General features: G+C 58.3%; 20 protein-coding genes and 1 pseudogene. 14 read left to right on the top strand and 7 right to left on the bottom strand.

Annotated features, from left to right (window positions below; translation table 11 throughout):
- Nucleotides 1–134 precede the first annotated feature (134 nt).
- Together FQ664_RS24845 and FQ664_RS24840 are read left to right on the top strand one after the other, a co-directional pair.
- Entirely contained in the window at nt 135–1,055 is a 921-nt protein-coding gene (locus FQ664_RS24845; RefSeq protein WP_144175600.1) for an SdiA-regulated domain-containing protein, read from the top strand.
- A gap of 90 nt (nt 1,056–1,145) precedes the next feature.
- Nucleotides 1,146–2,048, top strand: coding sequence for an SdiA-regulated domain-containing protein (locus FQ664_RS24840; protein WP_144175599.1), 903 nt, complete (start codon nt 1,146–1,148; stop codon nt 2,046–2,048).
- Nucleotides 2,049–2,152: 104 nt separating this feature from the next.
- Here FQ664_RS24840 and rpiA read toward each other — a convergent pair whose 3' ends face one another.
- Nucleotides 2,153–2,827, bottom strand: a complete 675-nt coding sequence (gene rpiA / locus FQ664_RS24830; RefSeq protein WP_013974672.1) for a ribose-5-phosphate isomerase RpiA — start codon at nt 2,825–2,827, stop codon at nt 2,153–2,155.
- Nucleotides 2,828–2,961: 134 nt separating this feature from the next.
- On the opposite strand from rpiA, the gene ilvA reads away from it, so the two are divergent.
- Nucleotides 2,962–4,476, top strand: a complete 1,515-nt coding sequence (ilvA, locus tag FQ664_RS24825) for a threonine ammonia-lyase, biosynthetic (RefSeq protein ID WP_013974671.1) — start codon at nt 2,962–2,964, stop codon at nt 4,474–4,476.
- A gap of 84 nt (nt 4,477–4,560) precedes the next feature.
- Nucleotides 4,561–4,986 carry a DUF2269 domain-containing protein gene (locus tag FQ664_RS24820; RefSeq protein ID WP_144175598.1) on the top strand — a complete coding sequence of 142 codons (426 nt, stop codon included), beginning with the start codon at nt 4,561–4,563 and terminating at the stop codon, nt 4,984–4,986.
- A gap of 189 nt (nt 4,987–5,175) precedes the next feature.
- Here FQ664_RS24820 and FQ664_RS24815 read toward each other — a convergent pair.
- Nucleotides 5,176–5,370 (bottom strand): annotated as a pseudogene (locus tag FQ664_RS24815) (HAD family hydrolase); the annotation flags it as partial.
- A gap of 141 nt (nt 5,371–5,511) precedes the next feature.
- On the opposite strand from FQ664_RS24815, the gene FQ664_RS24810 reads away from it, so the two are divergent.
- Both FQ664_RS24810 and ptsP read left to right on the top strand, forming a co-directional pair.
- Nucleotides 5,512–5,991 carry an RNA pyrophosphohydrolase gene (locus FQ664_RS24810; protein WP_003249017.1) on the top strand — a complete coding sequence of 160 codons (480 nt, stop codon included), beginning with the start codon at nt 5,512–5,514 and terminating at the stop codon, nt 5,989–5,991.
- Nucleotides 5,992–6,013: 22 nt separating this feature from the next.
- Nucleotides 6,014–8,293 carry a phosphoenolpyruvate--protein phosphotransferase gene (gene ptsP, locus FQ664_RS24805; protein WP_144175596.1) on the top strand — a complete coding sequence of 760 codons (2,280 nt, stop codon included), beginning with the start codon at nt 6,014–6,016 and terminating at the stop codon, nt 8,291–8,293.
- 72 nt (nt 8,294–8,365) lie between these two features.
- Here the strand turns inward: ptsP and FQ664_RS24800 are convergent, their stop codons facing one another.
- Nucleotides 8,366–9,112, bottom strand: a complete 747-nt coding sequence (locus tag FQ664_RS24800; RefSeq protein WP_144175595.1) for an NRDE family protein — start codon at nt 9,110–9,112, stop codon at nt 8,366–8,368.
- 129 nt (nt 9,113–9,241) lie between these two features.
- Between FQ664_RS24800 and FQ664_RS24795 the strand changes: the two genes are divergently transcribed.
- The 8 genes from FQ664_RS24795 to FQ664_RS24760 all read left to right on the top strand — a co-directional run bounded on the left by FQ664_RS24795 (nt 9,242) and on the right by FQ664_RS24760 (nt 18,744).
- A complete protein-coding gene (locus FQ664_RS24795; protein WP_144175594.1) occupies nt 9,242–10,024 on the top strand; it encodes a sulfite exporter TauE/SafE family protein in 783 nt (260 codons plus the stop codon).
- 16 nt (nt 10,025–10,040) lie between these two features.
- A complete protein-coding gene (gene lgt / locus FQ664_RS24790; protein WP_144175593.1) occupies nt 10,041–10,847 on the top strand; it encodes a prolipoprotein diacylglyceryl transferase in 807 nt (268 codons plus the stop codon).
- 51 nt (nt 10,848–10,898) lie between these two features.
- Nucleotides 10,899–11,603, top strand: a complete 705-nt coding sequence (locus FQ664_RS24785; RefSeq protein ID WP_080963515.1) for a thymidylate synthase — start codon at nt 10,899–10,901, stop codon at nt 11,601–11,603.
- Nucleotides 11,604–11,691: 88 nt separating this feature from the next.
- Nucleotides 11,692–12,927 carry a tyrosine-type recombinase/integrase gene (locus FQ664_RS24780; RefSeq protein ID WP_256676081.1) on the top strand — a complete coding sequence of 412 codons (1,236 nt, stop codon included), beginning with the start codon at nt 11,692–11,694 and terminating at the stop codon, nt 12,925–12,927.
- Entirely contained in the window at nt 12,924–15,311 is a 2,388-nt protein-coding gene (locus tag FQ664_RS24775) for a tyrosine-type recombinase/integrase (RefSeq protein ID WP_144175592.1), read from the top strand. The genes FQ664_RS24780 and FQ664_RS24775 overlap by 4 nt, the downstream gene beginning before the upstream one ends.
- A 3-nt stretch (nt 15,312–15,314) precedes the next feature.
- Nucleotides 15,315–17,402, top strand: coding sequence for a site-specific integrase (locus FQ664_RS24770; protein WP_144175591.1), 2,088 nt, complete (start codon nt 15,315–15,317; stop codon nt 17,400–17,402).
- Complete coding sequence (locus FQ664_RS24765) at nt 17,402–17,914, top strand: helix-turn-helix domain-containing protein (protein ID WP_144175590.1); 513 nt, start codon at nt 17,402–17,404, stop codon at nt 17,912–17,914. Before FQ664_RS24770 ends, FQ664_RS24765 begins: the two co-directional genes overlap by 1 nt.
- A complete protein-coding gene (locus FQ664_RS24760) occupies nt 17,911–18,744 on the top strand; it encodes a thymidylate synthase (RefSeq protein WP_144175588.1) in 834 nt (277 codons plus the stop codon). Before FQ664_RS24765 ends, FQ664_RS24760 begins: the two co-directional genes overlap by 4 nt.
- Before the next feature lie 548 nt (nt 18,745–19,292).
- Here the strand turns inward: FQ664_RS24760 and FQ664_RS24755 are convergent.
- The 4 genes from FQ664_RS24755 to FQ664_RS24740 all read right to left on the bottom strand — a co-directional run bounded on the left by FQ664_RS24755 (nt 19,293) and on the right by FQ664_RS24740 (nt 21,768).
- Nucleotides 19,293–19,817: an HAD domain-containing protein gene (locus tag FQ664_RS24755; RefSeq protein ID WP_218570416.1), complete on the bottom strand. Its 525-nt coding sequence runs from the start codon at nt 19,815–19,817 to the stop codon at nt 19,293–19,295.
- A 110-nt stretch (nt 19,818–19,927) separates the two neighbouring features.
- Nucleotides 19,928–20,908 carry an aminoacyl--tRNA ligase-related protein gene (locus FQ664_RS24750; protein WP_178091048.1) on the bottom strand — a complete coding sequence of 327 codons (981 nt, stop codon included), beginning with the start codon at nt 20,906–20,908 and terminating at the stop codon, nt 19,928–19,930.
- A 94-nt stretch (nt 20,909–21,002) separates the two neighbouring features.
- Nucleotides 21,003–21,332: a DUF6957 family protein gene (locus tag FQ664_RS24745; protein WP_144175586.1), complete on the bottom strand. Its 330-nt coding sequence runs from the start codon at nt 21,330–21,332 to the stop codon at nt 21,003–21,005.
- The gene (locus FQ664_RS24740) at nt 21,325–21,768 is read right to left on the bottom strand and encodes a DUF6957 family protein (RefSeq protein ID WP_144175585.1); all 444 of its coding nucleotides are present in this window, start codon (nt 21,766–21,768) and stop codon (nt 21,325–21,327) included. Before FQ664_RS24740 ends, FQ664_RS24745 begins: the two co-directional genes overlap by 8 nt.
- Nucleotides 21,769–22,042 lie beyond the last annotated feature (274 nt).

Below are 22,042 nucleotides of genomic sequence, written 5' to 3'. Positions count from 1 at the left end.
CAGCGCAGCCTTCAGGTGCGGCGCGTACCCTGTGGGAGCGGGTTTACCCGCGAAGAAGCCGGTCCTGTTTACCGATTTTTCACACCCCATCCGGATAATGCGTGGATCTACGCCCATTTCCCCAGGAACCCCGCATGCCATCTCCCTCCAGCGCCCCGGCAACCCCCAAGCGTCGTTTCTTCCTGCGCTGGCCCTTCGGCCTGGCCGTGGCAGTGGTAGTTGGCTATGGCGTGGCCGTGGCCATGCACTGGGATGACCGCGGTGCGCTGTGGGTCAAGGAACGCTTCGAAAGCACCGCCGGACGCAGCGAAAGCGTATGGTTGCCGGACTACCAGGTCGACATCGATGCCAAGCCGCTGCCGGGCATGGACGATGACGAAGCCTCGGACGTTGCCTTCAACCCGCGTACCCGGACCCTGTTCGCGGTGATGGGCAAGAACCCGATCCTGGTCGAGCTGAGCCTGGATGGCGATGTGCTGCGCAAGATCCCGCTCAACGGCTGGAATAACCCGGAAGGGGTCGCCGTGCTGGAAGACGGCTACCTGGCAATCACCGACGAGCGCCTGCACGACCTGACCGTGGTCAAGGTGGATGCGCAGACCACCTCGTTGAACCATGATGATTTCCGGAGTCACGACCTGGGCCAGTCGGTGAAGAGCAACAAGGGCTTCGAAGCGGTGGCCTGGGACCCGCTGCGCCAGCGCCTGGTCATCGGCGAGGAACGCCCGCCCAAGCTGTATACCTGGAGCACCGATGGTCGCAGCCCGCTCACCGGCGCAAAGCAGCCGTTGCCCAGCGATGAACTGGACCTGCGCAACCTCTCGGCGCTGAGCGTCGACCCGCGTACCGGCCACTTGCTGGTACTTTCGGCTGATTCCAACATGCTGCTGGAGCTGGACGAGCAGGGCCAGCAAGTCAGCTTCATGACCTTGCTGGGCGGCTTCAACGGCCTGCAGGGCACCATCCCGCGTGCCGAAGGGGTGGCCATGGACGACAAGGGCAACCTGTACATGGTCAGCGAGCCGGCCCTGTTCTATCGCTTCAGAAAGAACTGACTCCAATATCCGACGTTTCGGATACTGGCATTAAGCTTTACTTCAGTTGTTCATGGTTAGATTCGCCACCCCTATGTCGAGTCTGCCCTCATGCGTCATTTTGTTCGCCTGCTCCTTGTTCTGGCCGTCATCGGCCTGCTCCTGCTCGGCGTGGCCGGGCAGGAGTTCCGCCTGTTCGAGCGTGGCTGGTTCAACCTCAAGGCCTGGTGGCAGCCGGCCGAGCAGAGCATCGGCCTGGACCGCTACCGGGTGGTGGTGGAGGCACAGCCGGTCGAAGGGCTGGATGACGACATTTCGGCGCTGACCTATGACCCCGACCGCAAGACCCTGTTTACCGTTACCAATGCCCGCTCGGAACTGATCGAGCTGTCGCTGGACGGGCGCATTCTGCGCCGGGTGCCGTTGACCGGTTTCGGCGACCCGGAAGCCGTGGAGTACGTTGGGCCCAACAGCTATGTGATCACCGACGAGCGTCAGCAGCGGCTGATTCGCGTGCGCCTGAAGGACGACACGATGTTTCTCGATGCCGGCGACGCCGAGCAGCTGACCCTGGGCATCGGACTGAACGGCAACAAGGGCTTCGAGGGGCTGGCCTACGATTCGGCGGGCAAGCGCCTGTTCGTGGCCAAGGAGCGTGACCCGATGCTGATCTACGAGGTTCACGGTTTTCCGCATGACAATCCGGAAAAGCCCTATGCCGTGCATGTGGTACAGGACCGCAAGCGCGATTCGCGGTTGTTCGTGCGCGACCTGTCGAGCTTGCAGTTCGACGAGCGCAGCGGGCATTTGCTGGCGCTTTCGGACGAGTCGCGGCTGGTGCTGGAGCTGGATATAGAGGGGCGACCGCTGAGTACCCTGTCGCTGCGCAAGGGGTTTCAGGGGTTGCAGGCGACGGTGCCGCAGGCGGAGGGGATTGCGATGGATGAAGCGGGGACCATCTACCTGGTCAGTGAGCCGAACCTGTTCTATGTGTTCAAACAGCTGGTCGATTGATTGCCTGTGAGGGCCTATTCGCGGGTGAACCCGCTCCCACAGGGATATCACAGGCCTTGAGGCCAGCGCAGTACCTGTGGGGGCGGGTTTACCCGCGAAGGGTTTTACTCGGCCTTCAGGCTCTTCACGCCCTCAGAGGTGCCCAGCAGCAGCAAATCCGCCGGACGCGCCGCGAACAGGCCGTTGGTCACCACGCCTACGATGGCGTTGATCTGCGCTTCCAGCTCCACCGGGTTGGTGATCTGCAGGTTGTGCACATCGAGGATCACGTTGCCGTTGTCGGTGACCACACCCTCACGGTACACCGGGTCGCCGCCCAGCTTGACCAGCTGGCGCGCCACGTGGCTGCGGGCCATCGGGATCACTTCGACCGGCAGCGGGAAGGCGCCCAGCACCGGTACCAGCTTGCTGGCGTCGGCGATGCAGATGAAGGTCTTGGCCACGGCGGCGACAATTTTCTCGCGGGTCAGGGCCGCGCCGCCGCCCTTGATCAGGTTCAGGTGCGCGTCGCTCTCGTCGGCGCCGTCCACGTAGAACTCCAGTTCGCTGACGCTGTTCAGCTCGTAGACCGGGATGCCATGGCCTTTCAGACGCTGGGCGGTGGCTTCGGAGCTGGCGACTGCGCCGTCGAAGGCAGTCTTGTGCTGAGCCAGGGCGTCGATGAAGAAGTTGGCGGTCGAACCGGTACCGACGCCGACGACGCTCTTTTCATCCAGCTTGGGCAGAATGAAGTCGACAGCGGCCTGGGCGACGGCCTGTTTGAGTTGGTCCTGGGTCATGCGGGCTCCGAGAGGGGCAGGGCGGTTTTGAAAAGAGCCTAGTATAACGGCTCAGGCGGCTTTGCTGTGGTCGCCCGACGTAGCGCTGGGGTAGACTCCCAGCCCTTGTCCCGCGGCCCAGTGATGCTTTCCCGATGCTCGAACAGTACGTCAAGAAGATCCTCACCTCGCGCGTCTACGACGTTGCGGTCGAAACCCCGCTGCAGAGCGCCGGGCAGCTGAGCAAACGCCTGGGCAACCAGATTCTGCTCAAGCGCGAAGACCTGCAGCCGGTGTTTTCTTTCAAGATCCGCGGGGCCTACAACAAGCTGGCCCAACTGACCCCGGAAGAACTGGCCCGTGGCGTGGTCACCGCCTCGGCCGGCAATCATGCCCAGGGCCTGGCCCTGGCCGCCCGCGAGATGGGCATCAAGGCCACTATCGTGATGCCCAAGACCACCCCGGAGATCAAGGTCGAAGGCGTGCGTTCGCGGGGCGGCAAGGTGGTGCTGCATGGCGACTCGTTCCCCGAGGCGCTGGCCTATTCGCTGAAACTGGTCGATGAAAAGGGCTTCGTCTACGTCCACCCCTACGACGACCCGCACACCATCGCCGGGCAGGGCACCGTGGCCATGGAAATCCTGCGCCAGCACCCTGGCCAGCTGGACGCGATCTTCGTGCCGGTGGGCGGCGGCGGCCTGATCGCCGGCATTGCTGCCTACGTGAAGTACCTGCGCCCGGAAATCAAGGTGATTGGCGTCGAGCCGGACGACTCCAACTGCCTGCAGGCGGCCATGGCGGCCGGCGAGCGGGTGGTGTTGCCGCAGGTCGGGCTGTTCGCCGACGGCGTGGCGGTGGCGCAGATCGGCCAGCACACCTTCGATATCTGCCGCCACCATGTGGATGAAGTGGTCACCGTCAGTACCGATGAGATCTGCGCGGCGATCAAGGATATCTACGATGATACCCGCTCGATCACCGAACCTGCCGGTGCCTTGGGCGTGGCGGGCATCAAGAAGTACGTCGAGTTGTACGGCGTGACCGGGCAGACCCTGGTGGCCATCGATTCCGGTGCCAACGTCAACTTCGACCGCCTGCGCCATGTGGCCGAGCGTGCCGAGCTGGGTGAAAAGCGCGAGGCGATCATCGCCGTGACCATTCCCGAGCGCCCGGGCAGCTTCAAGGCCTTCTGCGAGGCTATCGGCAAGCGCCAGATCACCGAGTTCAACTACCGCAAGCACACCTCCGACGAGGCGCATATCTTCGTCGGCGTGCAGACTCACCCGGAAAACGACCCGCGGGCGGCGCTGGTGCAGCAACTGACCGAACAGGGCTTCCCGGTTACCGACCTGACCGACAACGAGCTGGCCAAACTGCACATTCGCCACATGGTCGGTGGCCATTCGGCCGGTGCCAGTGACGAGATGGTGCTGCGCTTCGAGTTCCCCGAGCGGCCGGGGGCGTTGTTCAACTTCCTCAACAAGCTGGGCGGGCGCTGGAACATCTCGATGTTCCACTACCGCAACCATGGCGCGGCTGACGGGCGCGTGGTGGCGGGGTTGCAGGTGCCGGAGGACGAGCGCCACCTGGTGCCGGCGGCGCTGGCGAAGATCGGCTACCCGTACTGGGACGAGACTGATAACCCGGCGTACAAGCTGTTCCTGGGCTGAGCGGCTAAGCTGGGGCTGATGGCCCTTGCGCGGGCAAGCCCGCGAAGGGCCAGTGCAAAATGGCTTGCTAAGGACAATTGAGACATGGAACACCTGACCACCCTCAAAACCCTGCACATCATCGCCACCGCGCTCCTGCTGCTGGGCGCTCTGGGCCTGGCGTTCTGGACCGTGCGCGCCCGCCGCCAGGGCGATACCGAGGCCTACGCCAAGCTGCTGCGTCGGCCGCTGGTGTTCGTCTGGCTGGTGATGGGCCTGTGCCTGGTGAGCATGCCGTTCACCGGCTGGTGGCTGTTGCACCTGGTGGGCTGGCCGCTGGGGCAGACCTGGGTGCTGGCTTCCAGCGTCATCTATACGTTCGGCGCGTTTGCCGTGTGGTGGCTGCTGGTGCGGCTGAACCGGCTGCGCAAGGCCGAGGTGGTGGGGTTGCGCTTTACCCTGGCGCTGGCGGTGTTCAGTGGGGTTTGCTTCCTGTCTATCGCCGGGCTGATGGGCGCCAAACCGGTCTGACAGCCTTGTGCTGTATGTGCCGGCCTCTTCGCGGGTAAACCCGCTCCTACAGGATCTGCGCAAGGCTTGAGGGCTGTGCAGAACCTGTGGGAGATTCTATGGTTTTCAGCAAGCCAGTTTCCCGCCTTTGTTGACATATTCGTCCTGATTTTTCATCAGGGCGAATGCCACCCGCGCGAGCTTTCCAGCAAGGACTTCCATGGAAAAGGCCAGGTAGGCCTGCAGGTCCAGGGTACCGTTCAGGTAGTCCTGGTAGAAGCCATCGTTGCGTTGCTTGTAGGCAACCGGGTCGAGGATGCCGCGCTGGCAAAGGTAGTCACCCCAGGCATGGTCGCTGTCGCCACCGAGGAGGGTATTGTCCAGGTCGAATAAAGCCAGGCGCATCGCGGTCACTCGCATCAGCCACAGGGTAGGCCCGCAGAATGCGGAGTTTTCACACTGCTGCACATAAGCTTGGCGGGCGCGTTGCTGCGCTCGCAAGCTTTGTGGAACAATGCGGTGACATGCGTTTGCGAGGTTGCTGCCGTGATCGACCCGGATGGTTTTCGCCCCAATGTCGGGATCATTCTCACGAATGATGCCGGGCAGGTGCTATGGGCTCGACGGATCAACCAGGATGCCTGGCAGTTTCCCCAGGGTGGCATCAACCCTGACGAGACGCCGGAAGATGCCCTGTACCGCGAGCTGAACGAAGAAGTTGGCCTTGAACGCGATGATGTGGAAATTCTTGCCTGCACCCGTGGCTGGTTGCGTTATCGTTTACCCCAGCGACTGGTGCGTACGCATAGCCAGCCGCTGTGCATCGGCCAGAAGCAGAAATGGTTCCTGCTGCGTCTGGTCAGCAACGAACAACGGGTGCGGATGGACCTGACCGGCAAGCCGGAATTCGATGGCTGGCGCTGGGTCAGCTATTGGTACCCGCTGGGCCAGGTTGTGACATTCAAGCGCGAGGTCTACCGACGCGCCCTGAAAGAGCTAGCACCGCGTCTGCTGACGCGCGACTGACGACGGAGTTCGACCCCGAGCCATGCTCAATACGCTGCGCAAGATCGTCCAGGAAGTAAACTCCGCCAAAGATCTCAAGTCGGCGTTGGGGATCATTGTCTTGCGTGTCAAGGAGGCCATGGGCAGCCAGGTCTGCTCGGTCTACCTGCTCGACCCGGAAACCAACCGCTTCGTGCTGATGGCCACCGAAGGCCTGAACAAGCGCTCCATCGGCAAGGTCAGCATGGCCCCCAACGAAGGCCTGGTCGGCCTGGTCGGCACCCGGGAAGAGCCGCTGAACCTGGAAAATGCCGCCGACCACCCGCGTTACCGCTACTTTGCCGAAACCGGCGAAGAAAAATTCGCCTCCTTCCTGGGTGCGCCGATCATCCACCACCGCCGTGTGGTCGGGGTATTGGTCATCCAGCAAAAGGAGCGCCGCCAGTTCGACGAAGGCGAAGAAGCCTTCCTGGTCACCATGAGCGCCCAGCTCGCCGGGGTTATTGCCCACGCCGAGGCCACCGGCTCGATCCGTGGCCTGGGCCGCCAGGGCAAGGGCATCCAGGAAGCGCGCTTCGTCGGCGTCCCGGGCTCGCCTGGCGCCGCCGTAGGGCGCGCCGTGGTGATGCTGCCGCCGGCTGACCTGGAGGTGGTACCGGACAAGACTGTCGATGACATCAATGCCGAACTGAAGCTGTTCCAGAACGCCCTCGAAGGCGTGCGCGACGATATGCGCAAGCTGTCGGCCAAGCTGGCCACCCAGCTGCGCCCGGAAGAGCGTGCACTGTTCGATGTGTACCTGATGATGCTCGAAGACGCCGCCCTGGGCGGTGAGGTGACCGAAGTCATCAAGACCGGCCAGTGGGCCCAGGGCGCCCTGCGCCAGGTGGTGGGCGAGCACGTCAACCGCTTCGAGCTGATGGACGATGACTACCTGCGCGAGCGCGCCTCCGACGTCAAGGACCTCGGCCGGCGCCTGTTGGCCTACCTGCAGGAAGCCCGCGCGCAGTCGCTGGTGTATGCCGACAACACCATCCTGGTCAGTGAAGAGCTGACCCCGGCGATGCTTGGCGAAGTGCCTGAAGGCAAGCTGGTCGGCCTGGTCTCGGTCCTGGGGTCGGGCAACTCCCACGTCGCCATCCTGGCCCGCGCCATGGGCATCCCCACGGTGATGGGCCTGGTCGATTTGCCGTATTCCAAGGTCGACGGCATCGAGATGATCGTCGACGGCTACAAGGGCGAGGTGTTCACCAACCCCAGCGAAGTGCTGCGCAAGCAGTACAGCGACGTGGTCGAGGAGGAGCGCCAGCTGGCCCGGGGCCTGGATGCCCTGCGCGAACTGCCGTGCGTTACCCCGGACGGCCACCGCATGCCGCTGTGGGTCAATACCGGCCTGCTTGCCGATGTGGCCCGTGCCCAGCAGCGCGGCGCCGAAGGGGTAGGGCTGTACCGCACCGAAGTGCCGTTCATGATCAACCAGCGCTTCCCCAGCGAGAAAGAGCAGCTGGCCATCTACCGCGAGCAGCTGGCGGCCTTCCACCCGCTGCCGGTGACCATGCGCACCCTCGACATCGGTGGCGACAAGTCGCTGTCGTACTTCCCGATCAAGGAAGAAAACCCGTTCCTCGGCTGGCGCGGTATCCGCGTCACCCTCGACCACCCGGAAATCTTCCTGGTGCAGACCCGCGCCATGCTCAAGGCCAGCGAGGGGCTGAACAACCTGCGCATCCTGCTGCCGATGATTTCCGGCATCCATGAGCTGGAAGAGGCACTGCACCTGATCCACCGCGCCTGGGGCGAGGTGCGTGACGAAGGCACCGATGTGCCGATGCCGCCGGTTGGCGTGATGGTGGAAATTCCTGCGGCGGTGTACCAGACCAAGGAGCTGGCACGGCAGGTGGACTTCCTGTCGGTCGGTTCCAACGACCTGACCCAGTACCTGCTGGCGGTGGACCGCAACAACCCGCGGGTCGCCGACCTGTACGACTACCTGCACCCGGCGGTGCTGCAGGCGCTGAACACGGTGGTGCGCGACGCCCATGGCGAAGGCAAGCCGGTGAGTATCTGTGGCGAGATGGCCGGTGACCCGGCGGCGGCGATCCTGTTGATGGCGATGGGCTTCGACAGCCTGTCGATGAACGCCACCAACCTGCCAAAGGTGAAGTGGATGCTGCGCCAGGTGAACATGAGCAAGGCCAAGGAGCTGTTGACCGAGGCCCTGAGCCATGACAACCCGCAGGTTATCCACAGCTCGCTGCAACTGGCGCTGAAGAACCTCGGGTTGGCGCGGATGATCGGGCCCGAGGCCAATAAAACCCTCTGAATGTGAGGTGGCCTGTTCCGGCTTCTTCGCGGGTAAACCCGCGAAGAGGCCGGAACAAGCAACATCAAATTATCAGACCAGTAACTCTACTTCCCCCAAGTGCCCACCAAAGGGCCCGAAACTGCGCTCAACCAGCCGCCTTCTTCCCTGATCATCCACAATCAGCACCGTACTCGCCCGCGTCCCGTAATTCTGGCTGGCAATGAACACGCTCGACAGCAGCTTCTCGGTCACCAACCCAACGCCCGTCTCCGGCAACTCGCCCTCCGGCGCCGGTTCGGCATCGGCCAGCAACACCAGCAAGCGCTGTGGCTCCGGCGTTTCCAGTAACCCTTCCAGCCCGCTTCGCGCCTTGATCAGCTTCGGCCACGGCGTATCCAGCCCGGCATTGGAAAGCCCGTAAACGCCGCCCTCCAGCAAGCGCGGCGCTGCATCACGGGCGTGCAGATAACCCAGTTGCCGCCCGTTGCCCACCAGCAGGTTGAACCCCGAATACTGCCCGCTGCGGCTGGCTACCTGGTCCAGGTAAGCCTCGACCCCCAACTCACCCTGCAGATACGCCGCCACCAACTCGCCACGTGACCGCGGGCCCAGCGCCTGCCCCGGGTCGCGGATATTGGTCAGCGCCGCGAACCGCCCCTGCGGGCCCACGCCCAGCCAGGTGCCGCCGGCCTCCAGGTCGCGCCCGGCATATACCCCGGGCGCGTCCTCCCAGGCCGCCAGGGCCTGGGTGGGGCGGGCATAGAATTCATCGCGGTTGGCCGCCACGATCAGCGGCAGGGCATGCCCCGGCCGCCAGGCGAATACGATCAGGCACATCGGTTGGGCCCCTGTGTTTCTTGCCACTGTACCCACCGCAGCGGGACTGATCCATCCTGTCACGAAGTTCACTAGAGCCCCGAGCCCGGCTTCCGTTACCATGCCGCATTGTTTTCTCGGGGAAGACGAATGGAATTCGTGCTCTATCTGCTGTTGGGTGCCTGCGCCGGTGTGCTGGCCGGGTTGTTCGGCGTGGGCGGCGGTATCATCATCGTGCCGGTGCTGGTGTTCAGCTTCACCTTGCAGGGTTTCGATGCCTCGGTGCTGACTCACCTGGCAGTCGGTACGTCGCTGGCAACCATCGTCTTCACCTCGATCAACGCTGTGCTCGAGCACCAGCGCAAGGGCGCGGTGCAATGGCCGATCTTCGCCTGGATGACCCTCGGCATCCTGCTTGGGGCCGGTGTCGGCGCCAAGACCGCCTCGCTGATCCAGGGGCCGCTGCTGCAAAAGATCATCGGCGTGTTCGCCTTGGTCATCGCCGCGCAGATGGCCCTGGACCTCAAGCCCAAGGCCAGTCGTGGCATCCCCGGCAAGCCCGCGTTGATCGGTGCCGGTGGGGTGATCGGATGGGCCTCGGCCATTTTCGGCATCGGCGGCGGCTCGCTGACCGTGCCGTTCCTGACCTGGCGCAGCCTGCCCATGCAGCAGGCGGTGGCCACGTCCTCGGCCTGTGGTCTGCCGATCGCCGTGGCCAGTGCCCTGAGTTTCATGCTGCTGGGCTGGCACGAGGAGCACCTGCCGGCCCACAGCCTGGGTTACGTGTACCTGCCGGCGCTGCTCGGCATTGCCGTGACCAGCATGTTTTTCGCCCGCTTCGGCGCGCGCCTGGCGCACAAGCTGTCGCCTCGTTTGTTGAAACGCCTGTTCGCAGCCCTGTTGTTCTGTGTCGGCCTCAGCTTTTTGATTTGAATCGAGAGGAAGTTCCATGCTGCCTTACCCGCAGATAGACCCCGTGGCCGTGGCCATCGGGCCGCTGAAAATCCATTGGTACGGCCTGATGTACCTGGTCGGCATCGGCGGTGCCTGGCTGCTCGCCTCGCGCCGGCTGAACCGCTTCGACCCCACCTGGACGCGTGAAAAGCTCTCCGACCTGGTGTTCTGGCTGTCGATGGGGGTGATCGTCGGCGGTCGCCTGGGCTACGTGCTGTTCTACGACCTGCACGCCTACCTGGCCAATCCGACGCTGATCTTCGAGGTGTGGAAGGGTGGCATGTCGTTCCATGGCGGTTTCATCGGCGTGATGCTGGCGGCCTTGTGGTTCGGCAAGCGCAACAACAAGTCGTTCTTCGAGCTGATGGACTTCGTCGCCCCGCTGGTGCCGATCGGCCTGGGCGCCGGGCGCATCGGCAACTTCATCAACGCCGAGCTGTGGGGCAAGGCCACCGACGTGCCATGGGCGATGGTCTTCCCGCCGTTCAGCGACCCGGCGCAGCTGCCGCGTCATCCGTCGCAGCTGTATCAGTTCGCCCTCGAAGGCGTGGCGCTGTTTGTCATCCTCTGGATGTTCTCGCGCAAGCCACGACCGACCATGGCGGTGTCTGGCATGTTCTCGCTGTGTTACGGCATTTTCCGCTTTGCAGTGGAATTCGTCCGCGTGCCGGATGCGCAGCTTGGCTACATCGCGTTCGGCTGGCTCACGCAAGGCCAATTGCTTTGCATTCCGATGATAGTCGGTGGCCTTGGCCTGATCTGGTGGGCTTATAATCGCAAGCCCACGGCGAAACCCGCCTGATTAATCCCACGGCAGGGGCGATCCCCCTGCCGTTTTTGCTACAGGTAAGCCATGAAACAGTATCTGGACCTGGTCCGCGACGTCATCGACAACGGCACGCTGCAGGGCAACCGCACCGGCATCCGCACCATCAGCCTGCCAGGCGCGATGCTGCGTTTCGACTTGCAGAAGGGCTTTCCGGCCATTACCACGCGCAAACTGGCGTTCAAGTCGGCGATCGGCGAAATGGTCGGTTTCCTGCGTGGCGTGAAGAACGCCGGTGAATTCCGCGAGCTGGGCTGCAAGGTCTGGGACCAGAACGCCAACGAGAACGCCCAGTGGCTGGCCAACCCGTTCCGCCAGGGCCATGACGACCTGGGCGAGATCTACGGCGTGCAATGGCGCCAATGGCCGGGCTACAAGCGCATCCCGCTGAGCAACCCGGCGGCGATCGAGATGGCCGAGAAGGCTGGCTTCCGCCGCATCGCCCAGGACGAGGAGGACGGCGTCGCGTTCGTCATCCTGTACAAGGCCATCGACCAGGTGCGCCAGTGCCTGGACACCATCGCCAACGACCCGGGCAGCCGCCGTATCCTGTTCCACGGCTGGAACTGCGCGCAGCTGGACGAAATGGCCCTGCCGCCGTGCCACCTGCTGTACCAGTTCCACCCGAATGTGGAGACCAGGGAAATTTCCCTGACCCTCTACATCCGCTCCAACGACCTGGGTCTTTTATATGACGCAGCAAATAACGCACAGTACGTGCTAGCAGCGTAAAAAAATTTGCCTTTCTTCCGAATTTATCTTGACCTTGACAAGCTGCACATTCTGCATAGGATGGGCGGCCTTCAAAAGGGGGTAGTCGGTGAAGGTTGTAGTCACACAAAATCAAACGATCGACCTGGGCGGGTCGATGCTCAACGAAGACGGGCCACAGGCAGCAGGCCTGGCATCCGTGAAAGCGGTGGGGCTCTTCGACTCAGAGGAGAGACTCGTTCCGCTAGTAAGTGAGTACCTCACCCGAGGTGTTAATACTGCCAAACTCTCCTTTCCGTCTGCTGAAACGTATGGACGCAATATCGGGTACTTGCTCGAACACCTTAAAGGCACCGCCACATTCCAGCATTCTTCTTGGGATGAAATCCTTCTCAATGTAAGCCAGCAGGGAATTGCCAGATACTTCATTCATCTGCGCGAGATTGATTGTTTGTCGTCGGTAACTATCCGGAACAGAGACGGCTGCTATGCTGCTCTGTTCAATGAGTTCTTGTGTGTTGCTCGTAATCATCAGCCCGCTCTGCGAGAGGATAATCCCTACGCAGCTGGATTTATTTCCCCAGCGCCGAAGAAAAAACTGATCAAGCCGTGTTCTCTCAAAGATCTGAAAGCGCTTATCCTGAGTACTAATAGTGAAAGAGAGCGGATTGTTCTGCAGTCCATCTATGATGCGGGTCTTCGTCGGAGCGAGGTTGGCAGGGTTACTCTCGGTGCGGTGAACAAAGCACTCGATTTCGCTCGCGCTAATTTCGTGGGTGAAAGCGATGTCGAGTGGGCACATCCGGATTATTGCCCTCTTTTCATTGAGGGGAGTAAGGGGCGTGGGCAAGAAGTTAAGGAACGGTATTCAGTCGTGAGTAAGTCCACGCTTGAGCGTATCAAGCGCTATCACGCTACCCCTTTGTACCGAAAGTACGCGAGACAGTACGAGTCCGCCAATATTACGCCCTGCTTTTTCAATTCAGAGGGCTCACCCTACAATGCCGATTCGGTCAGTAAACTGCTTGAGCGGGTTTCGAAACGTGCAGTTAAAAGCAAACGGTTAGATCGCACTCTCTCTCCGCATAAGCTTCGTCACGGTCATGCGTACGAAATCATGACCAGCCCTGATTTGGGTAAAACCTATTTGGATAACCTGGTTACGGCTCAGTTGTCTTTGGGGCATAGCAGTAGTGCCACCACTGAAAAGAACTACCTTCAGCTTCCTCAAGAGGTTTTCCGGATCTGCCACTCCTCTACTGGAGAGATTGCAACCAAGGCAAGTAGCATGGCGGCCCTCGTTGCCGAGACCGCGCTCAAAATCCGTTTGGGAGATAAGAAATGAGTATTCATGAGCGGGCCATCGGAAGCTCTCGGATTTTCAGCTGGATGAAGGAGCTGGAAGAGAACCCGCTTAGCTGGTACGAAGTAGAACTCAGTGATAATGATAGCGGGATGTACGTTCCGCTCATGCTGAGCGCTTCGTATATTGCAAGCAAAGATCTTGATCCGTCGCTTGAAGTTTTCGAGTTGGCGGAACAGCAACTCCTATTGGATATGTGCATCAGTGGTGCAATCCATCGCGGTGAAACTGCGGCTGGGTGCAACTGGCGGCTCAAGGTTCTAGGTTGGTACAAAACGCTCACAGACGAGCAAAGGCTCAAGCTACCCATTTTCGGCAACAAGCTAAGCGTTCGTCGCTGCCTGACGTTGGTACCAGGCTTGGAGGGGATTCAGCCCCATATGAACCGCTACGCAAGCGTCGCCAGCGCTTATGATGAAATCAACCAGGATCTGCAGCGTCTCGGAGTCATCTCCAGCGATTACCAAACTGTCAAAGAGCGGCGCGAAAACAAAGAAGAATACATTCCTCAGGAACCCATCCTCGTTGATTTCAAGCGGCTGCGATTGAAAGAGTTCGTGACCCTGGCCGACCTCGAACCAGCCTCAGAGAGTAAGCCGTTTAATGATCTAAAGCATGCTTTCGCAATTGCTTCTTTGAAAACGACGAGCGATTCCGGCGAGCGAAACTACCTCGACACGTTCAACCTGGTGTCGCGGTTTTTCCTTGAGCGGGGACTGACCGGAAGCGAGCCCATCGCCGCTACCCTGGATGCGTTCATCCTTCCTCGCATCCACGGTCATCTGGAGCAGATGATTGTCCGTGGTGAATTGTCTCCAAACTTTGCCAATACCCTGCTTAGCGCACTGCGTAAAACGCTCACCACGATCAAGAACCTGAAGGACTACGCTGGGCCTGATTTTGTCAACTGTCAAGGGTTTGATGCTGACCGGGTTACGGATCAATATCGTCCCTATACGAGCGCTGAGCGTCGGCGAATCGCCGCGTGCGTAGATGAAGACATCTTGCGCAACAACTCGCTCGCGCAGCCCTACCTGTTATCCGGAGTCGGTGAGGATCCAGTCGGTTCGAATGGCAAAGTAAAGTTAGGATTCGGTACTCTCGAAAATGCCCGATGGATTTTTGAAAACAAACTGAACTGCAGTGTGGTTGGTACGAGATCGAGATCCAAGGGGGATCCCTATACCAACGCGTTTTGGAACATCGTTGATCGGTCTGGCGAAGGTCTGCGGGATGTCCTTGAAGGCTGGGGTGTCCATTACATGATCGATGGCCAAGTTATCGCGCCGTATGCGATTAAACTGGGGCAGATAACAGGACTTAATGCGGACTCTCTGAGATACCTGAATCTGGACGACTTCGAGCCACAGCATGAGCTGACGGGGCGTGCCTGCTTGAAGTATTGGAAGGAGCGCTCAGGCGGTGGAAAGGTGATGCCCGTTGATCTCTTTGATGCGGACATTACATGGCTCACTACTTCCCAGGCTGAAGCGGTAGCGAAGATCTTCAAGGACGTGGAGGCACTGACCGCAGGGTTCCGTGACGATGCTCCCGAGGATGCGAGGAACAGCCTGTTTATCTGGCAGACAAGCGCAGCTCGCGCCTTTTTGAGTGTTAAGTCGTTTGGCACGGGTAAGGATGGGCTGATAACCGCCGTTTTCAACAGCTATGCGCAACGTAAAGGCATCCTCAGCGATGAAGGCACCCCGCTGAAGCTGAGCCCTTCACGCTTGCGTCCGAGCTTCATCAGCGAGCTGGTAGAGCGTAGTGTCCCGATTCGGGAGATCCAGCTGATTTTGGGACACAAGCACATCAAGACCACGCAGGCCTACCTTGACCGCATGGACTTCAACACCGTCGCACGTGCGAAGCTGGATGTGGCCTTACGGCAGCTGCACGACCGCGCGGTTGAAGCAGCGGATCTGGCTGCAGCGTCCACGAAGAGCGAGCCAGAGGAGGCAAACCTGATCGAGGTCGTACAGGTTGATTCCCCGCAGGTGGTCTTCAAAACCCCATTGGCAGGCTGTAAGAACATCTTCAACCCCCCAGAATTCATCAAGAAGTTGAGCACTTATGTCCTTGGGCGACCTTGCTCCATGTACAACATGTGCCTTGGATGTGAAAACGTCCTGCTCACCGCGTCCAACCTGGCGGAGCTGTTCGCCATGGAGCGGGATTATCGAAAGCTTGCTGAGGTCAGCCGAGTGATGGATACCCCTTATGGGCATGTAGTGCAGGAGAATTTGACGCTGCTCGAAAGTATCCTTGGGGATAAATCTGATTTTACTGCTGAAGAACTTGCCGAGGGTCGTCGTCTCGCTGAGTTTGCAGATACAACTATTCTTATTGATGGCATGGGGTTGTAATTTATGGAACAGGTCGAATTTGCAACCCTGCTGTCTTTCGCCAAGTACCGTGAAGCTGTATCTGCGACGCTGCTCAAGGTAAAGTCAAACGATGAAGACGTTGCTTCGAGTGAGGCCATAAATTTTCTGGGTTATATCAAGTCCTTACAGGTTTCCAAACTTTCCGGCTTTGTCGCGCCGGTCTGGGACTTTAATGCTGATTACCCGAATGCATCACGACATATTCGCGGTGCGAAGCTCCGCATGGACTTTACCAAGTATCCCAATATACCTGAATTCGCGATGCTTGAGTTGCGAGCCAGTTTCATGCTTGTTTTGAAGGGTATTAGTGGAATTCCGGAGCCGGGAAAATCTTCACGAAGACCCAAGGCACTTCCAAAACCTAATACATTGATCGCCAGGTTTGAAAGTGGGTTGCGGTTCGTAGATAAAATCTATGCGTCGGCTGTCAAGGAATTTGGTAAAGAATATGTCGAGCGCGAGTTACTGTCGGTATGTCTGTTACCCTCGCACCTGTATGGGGAGGCAGCCAAAGATTTTGAGTATGTCTTTGACAACGGCCTTGAAGCTTTTTTCAAATTGCTGCGTTCCGGCTATCTGATAGAAAATGTCTTTGGATCGAGCTTGCCTGTTGTAAGCCTTTCTGCGCTTAAGTGGAAAATGCTCGGTAAAAATAAATGTCCCGGGGAAGAGAAACAAAAGAAGCGACAGGTGCTCCCAAACGACGTTTTTGAGCTGTCCTCGCTCGCTTCCTCGCTGGCCATTGTTGATTTTCTTGATGCCATGGGTGAGGACGTTGTCGATACTGCGACCCTCAACCGGCGTAACAGCAAAGCCATTTCCCTTGCAAAAGAACAAGGCCTCTGCCCATTAAAATTTAATGTGTATGTCTATAAGCGATTGGGTTGGAAAGGGTTTCCCAAACATGAGATTTCCAAAGTCATTGGCTGCGACGAATTCAATTCAAGTCGCTACTTTGGCGTGATCGCACCTTACGCTGTAAATCGGTACTCGGTAGATACAGGTTCTGCCATTGATGATGAATTCAGGCTGTACTTGAATTACATCAATTATGCGTGCATGTATATTATTGGCCAGTATACAGGCATGCGTCCCTCAGAGTATGCCGAGCTTGTGGCTAGCTCGTGCATGGTTTTTGATGGGACGTATTGGGTGTTGAGGAGTAATGTCAGCAAGCATGAAGATAATTTGGTCGAGCTGTTCGATGATTTCTGGTTGGCGATACCAATCGTTCGGGATGCTGTCCGCGTGGCTCAGCTGATTGGCAAGTACAAGAATAATGACTTCATATTCTCGAACGTCGACACTGTACCCTATGGCAAGAGCGGCCAGTCACTTTCAGGTGCCGGATCCAAAGAGGTGCTTGATAAATTTTTTGAGAGAATACTAACTCCGGAGCAGTTCTCTCACCTAGATTTCAATGCCTACATGATGCGGCACACGCTTGCCTACCAACTGTATCGTGCTGATGTTGGCCTACCTTTCATCTCTCACCAACTGAAGCACTTTGGTGAAATCGTAGGGGTCGGCCATTCAGAGCGGGGTTTCAGTAAGACAACCCTTGGGTACGGGGAGATCGCAGACATGCTGACAACGAACGGGGGCAAAGGCGTGAGCGGCAAGTCCTTCCGCCATGACGCCGAGGTTGAGTGCATCAAACAACGATTCGATCCGGATGGGAGTTATGCCGGTGTGAACGCTGCAGCGCACAAGGAGCGCTTGCAGAAGGTCTTCCGGGGGTACATGGCGTCGGGGCACACCAAGGACGATATCTTTGAGGCGATGGCTGAGCAGCACATTGCTGTCATCAGCGTGGGCCAGGGCTTCTGCTACGGTGGCGGGCCCATGGAGTTCGACGAATCGATCCCTTGCATCGGTGGGCTTCGATGCAACCCGAACCGCTGTGAAAACGCGATCGTCAGCAAAGCCAACGCCCCTGCCTGGCGAGATGTGTACTACCAAAACAAGAAGCTGCTGGGGAACCCGGAATACTCGCATCTGCATGCGCAAAGCAAAGCAGCGATGGAAGAAGCATATGGTGTTCTCGAACTGCTTGGGGAGGAACTCTGATGGCTGACTCTCAGGCTTTCGACCAGAAAAACAAAGAAGATTTTGATCGGTATTCTGAGCTGCTTGCAAAAGCGCTACTGGATATCGCGGCGAATGACTCACTGAAAGCTACCGCAGCGGAATTGAGCCGGCTAACGGGTATTCACCGCAATACTATCAGGCAACGTGTGTGGCCTTTGGCGCGCCTGGAAACAATTAAGGAAAACCGGCGAATTGAAGTTTTGCGTCAACAGGTCACCAAGAATAAGCCAGTTGATCCTGTTGCACTTCTGACTGAGAAGCTGGAGAACGCAAGGCTTGAAATTTTGCATTGGTTTACGAAAGCCAAAGATGCTGAAGGCGAGCATTTAAATAGCGAAAGGAAATACATAAACATGATGGGTTCTCGTGATACTTACAGGAACCTTTTAGCGGATGCTAACCAGCGACTCTTGGACTCGCAGAAGGAAATTGATAGACTTAAGCAGGTTATCAGTATCCTGGAAGCTGCCCAGGCGGAGAAAATTTCATGAAAAGCTACCTGGAACTACTGACTGATGTTCTAGAAAATGGTGCGGTCAAAGGTGATCGTACTGGCACTGGTACAGTAAGCGTTTTTGGCCGTCAGTTTCGCCATGACTTGTCAAAAGGCTTTCCGTTGCTCACTACTAAAAAGTTGCATTTCAAAAGTATTGTGAATGAATTGATCTGGTTCCTTAATGGGGATACCAATATCAAGTGGCTCAACGAGAATGGCGTCAAGATCTGGAACGAGTGGGCAACTGAAGACGGTGACCTCGGCCCGGTCTACGGCAAGCAGTGGACGGCTTGGCCTACCAAAGACGGCAAGACCATCAACCAGATCGACTACGTTGTGAATGCTTTGAAGACGAACCCCAACAGTCGTCGCATCCTGTTCCATGGCTGGAACGTTGAGTTCCTGCCTGATGAGAAGGTGAGCCCGAAGGAGAACGCCAAGAATGGCAAGATGGCACTTCCCCCATGCCACCTGCTGTATCAGTTCTATGTGGTGAACAACAAGCTGTCTTCGCACCTCTTCATCCGTTCGTCCGATAGCTTCCTCGGGCTGCCCTACAACACGGCGTCCTTGGCCTGTCTGACTCATATGCTGGCTCAGCAGTGCGACCTGGATGTGGGTGAGATCGTGATCTCGTTGAGTGATGTCCACATCTACTCCAATCACATGGAGCAAGTGAAAACTCAAATCGCACGCGAGCCTCGGCGACTGCCTGAGCTGAAGCTGCTCCGCAAGCCGGCATCGATTTACGACTACAAATTCGAAGACTTCGAGCTCGTTGGTTACGACCCGCACCCTCACATCGCGGCAGCCGTCTCTGTCTGATTGACCTGGCATACGATGACCGGCCCTCTGGGGCGGTTGTCGTGTTTGGCTGATCTCCTGCCTGCAACCCTCTGCGGCGAGCCTGGAGAGCCTTTGACGGCTCAGCCTGGCTCAGGCCTTCAGATCCCACGTTTGATGTGCCAGAACTTGTGGGCAGTGGAATAAGGCATCTCCAGCTTCACTGAGGTCTCTTTCTGAGTGAGGCCTTCAGTCTTGCAGTCGAGGATTGCTTTAATTCAGTCTGGTGGGATTGGCGGCTTGCCGGATTTCGCCGCGATCAGTACCCCATCCGAGAACTGCCCAGGCAAGCTCTCCAACACTCGTATCTCACGTACAACAACTTACTTGGCAACATAGGCGCCCGCCGCATCATGCCCCTATTTAAACTGCTCTCGCCATTTAGGGTCATGAACTACCCGCACCTGAATCGAAGATTTCAGGTGCGGGAAGCGGTTGCTATCGTTCAACACGCGCTGACTCTCCGCACATGTCGCAGATGACATCCTCTGCGCATGGTTCTGACTTGCTACTGATTGTCACCACAACCCCTACCCGAAAAGCTGTAGCTTGGCTCGAAGTTCGAGTTGCGTCTGCTCACTACCGAGCCCCACATTAGGGTCACACCTAACAAGCCTATTGTCATGCCTCGGCCAGCTGAAGTCAGGATCGTCATCGATAGCGATCCAGCGCGTAATACCAGCACGAGTGACAGCACCACAGATTTGCTCATAGCGGGTGAACATGTCGTACCCCTCATGGGCGGTATCACGCATGCGGGAATGCCAAGTCGCCGATACCGTCCGTTCTTGCAACCCTGCAGGCAAGGCCGCACGTGCTCGTTGATACCCCAGCATTCGAACCCAGGAAGTCGACAGCGAGATCCCTACACGTGGAAAGTCTTGCAAGATGCTCTGCAGTACTTCTGCATGCATCATCAGCTTCCCTGGCGCTCTCAACTCAATTCCGAGTTTTGTACGAAATGCAGCGTCAGGATGAAGCACGCCGTCAAAGTCCAAAAACAAGATGGCGTCGTCAGGCCGTATCATACGCGGCCCCCGAACTGAATTGATCATGGCGTACTCCAGACCGCGGTCGTTCGTAGGCTCGAAACGCTATGGTTCCGCATGTTCACCCGCTGAACGGCGCGAGTGAACACAGCTTAGGCACTACGCGCTGCTAGTATCTATACCCCCTGATCTCCAAAGCTCGCAACGGTTGAAGCACCGTTCATGTACGACCTGAGTACCTCTGGTACAAGAATTGAACCATCGGCCTGCTGATAATTCTCAAGCACCGCAAACAACAAACGATTTACGGCCAGACCGCAGCTCACAACAATCGCCAAGGTTACCCGGCCATTGTCGGGCTCTACCCGTCGAGCTTGGATACGTCGAACCTGGGAGTCGCCTGCCCCCATGCAAGAGCCAATGGCGCGGTAATTGCCCTGACTGGGCACCCAGACTTCCAGGTCAAAGGTGTTCACCGCGTCAAAGCTCACGCCGCTCACACTCCGTGCAATGACACGGTACGGAATTCCGAGAGACTTCAGCACGTACTCAATATGCCAGGTCACGTCCTCCAGTGCAGCAACCGACTCGGACGCGGCGACTACCTGCACCAAGCCAACTTCGTCGTACTGCCGCTGCCTGGCCGTCACGAGGGTATCAGGGCCCGCCGCACCAGCTTCGCTTTTGAAGCACGTCGTAAGCATCACCATTTTGAGCGGTAGCTGGTCGGCATCAAGAGCCTGGCCGGCCACCATGTTGATCAGCGACATTTCGACAGACGGATTCAGGTAGAGATCGGCCCCGTTTTGATGGCTGGTCTTGAAGAGATCATCTTCTAGGCTCGATAACTGGCCGGTGCTTTCCAACACCTGGGCCTTTAACAGGCACGGAGCATAATACTCCTCGTAGCCATGCTCTTCCGTTTGCACATTGAGGACGAACTGCCCCAAGGCGCGACTCATACGAGCGATCGGCCCGCGCAAATTAACAAAGCGTGGGCCGGATAACTTGGCGGCGGTAAGGAAACTCAACCCTCCACATGCCTCGCCAAGAGTGGCGTGGCTTTTGATCTCAAAGTCAAACTGCCGGGGGCTGCCCCAACGGCGCACTTCGACCTGGCCGCCCTGCTCAGTGTTAGGGCTTCTTGGGCTGTTCACCGTCTTGCTCCTGCTCCAGTTTCTCAAACCGCCCGCAATAAGGGGGGGCTGGTCACGAGGTACCGATTGCGCGCCGTCGTGCCACCCAGGCCGATCAGTGCATACACCGTATTTCGGGTTCAAATAATCCGCCATCCCATTTGCAGCACCTGCTTGACCTCACCCATTCACCGGACGCGAATCGTCCCTTGCTGTGTTCCACTACGCGCAGAGCAATCAGAATGAACTGCTGGTGGTCTGCATCACGGACTTTCGCAAGCTCAGCTTTGATTATCACCAGGCGAAGAACAGCCCATTCCTCTAAGAGGCAGTGGCGCTTATTAGAGAAGTGTTCGGCCAACAGTGCGCCCGCTTCGGCGCAATTGTTCAAACCATAGCGGTTTTGACCAGACTGGCACAAAATGCTGTGCAGGGTGTTATCCATACGCATAAGCCTCAGTCGTCATTTGCTCAAGCGCGACCAATGCAGGCTTAGCGGCATAGCGACGCGCCCCCCGACCGGCCAGCACATACATCTTTGCCCCAGCCTCGAAAAAACAGCCGTAAAGGTCTTCGCCATAACCGGTCACCAACGGCGCCTGGCATGGTTGGGAGGGTTGGCTATCGTAGATAACCTCATGTGCGAGCAACACAATAGGATTTTGCCCAGCAGCTACCAACTGTTGCAGCTCGTTGTCGGGGATCATGATGTCCAAAATCATCCAGTTCCTCACGATACAAAACGCGCGGTCAGTGAACTCCGTTTTAGCAATTTGGATCAGGCTCGCGTCATCCAACCCTGAGCCGCACAATGGCTGTGCCTGCCCATACAGCAGCTCCGACACCAAGTGCTCGTCTCGCTGCATTTCAACTGCTTGCAATTGCCCACCCTCGTTGCCCTGCGCCTGCAATCAACCCGACCCGGCACTAAATCACTTCCACCCACACTCATGGGGCGTTTCGTTGAGTCTGCTTGCGATCTCTGCAGACGTATTTCGCACGTATGCGTGTGAATGCCACCAGTCAGAATCGCCACGTCGTAGCTGTCCGGATCCGGCAGCTGCATCGCTTGGGGTTCAATGTGGAGATCGGGCATCACGACCAGTCTCATGCCATCGATTTACCTATATATTGATTCGCCACTAACGCATCGCC

This window comes from Pseudomonas persica, from assembly GCF_900291015.1.
Classification (GTDB): Bacteria; Pseudomonadota; Gammaproteobacteria; order Pseudomonadales; family Pseudomonadaceae; genus Aquipseudomonas.
Note: the sequence above shows the minus strand (reverse complement) of the source record. Positions and strands in the feature narration are given on the sequence as shown.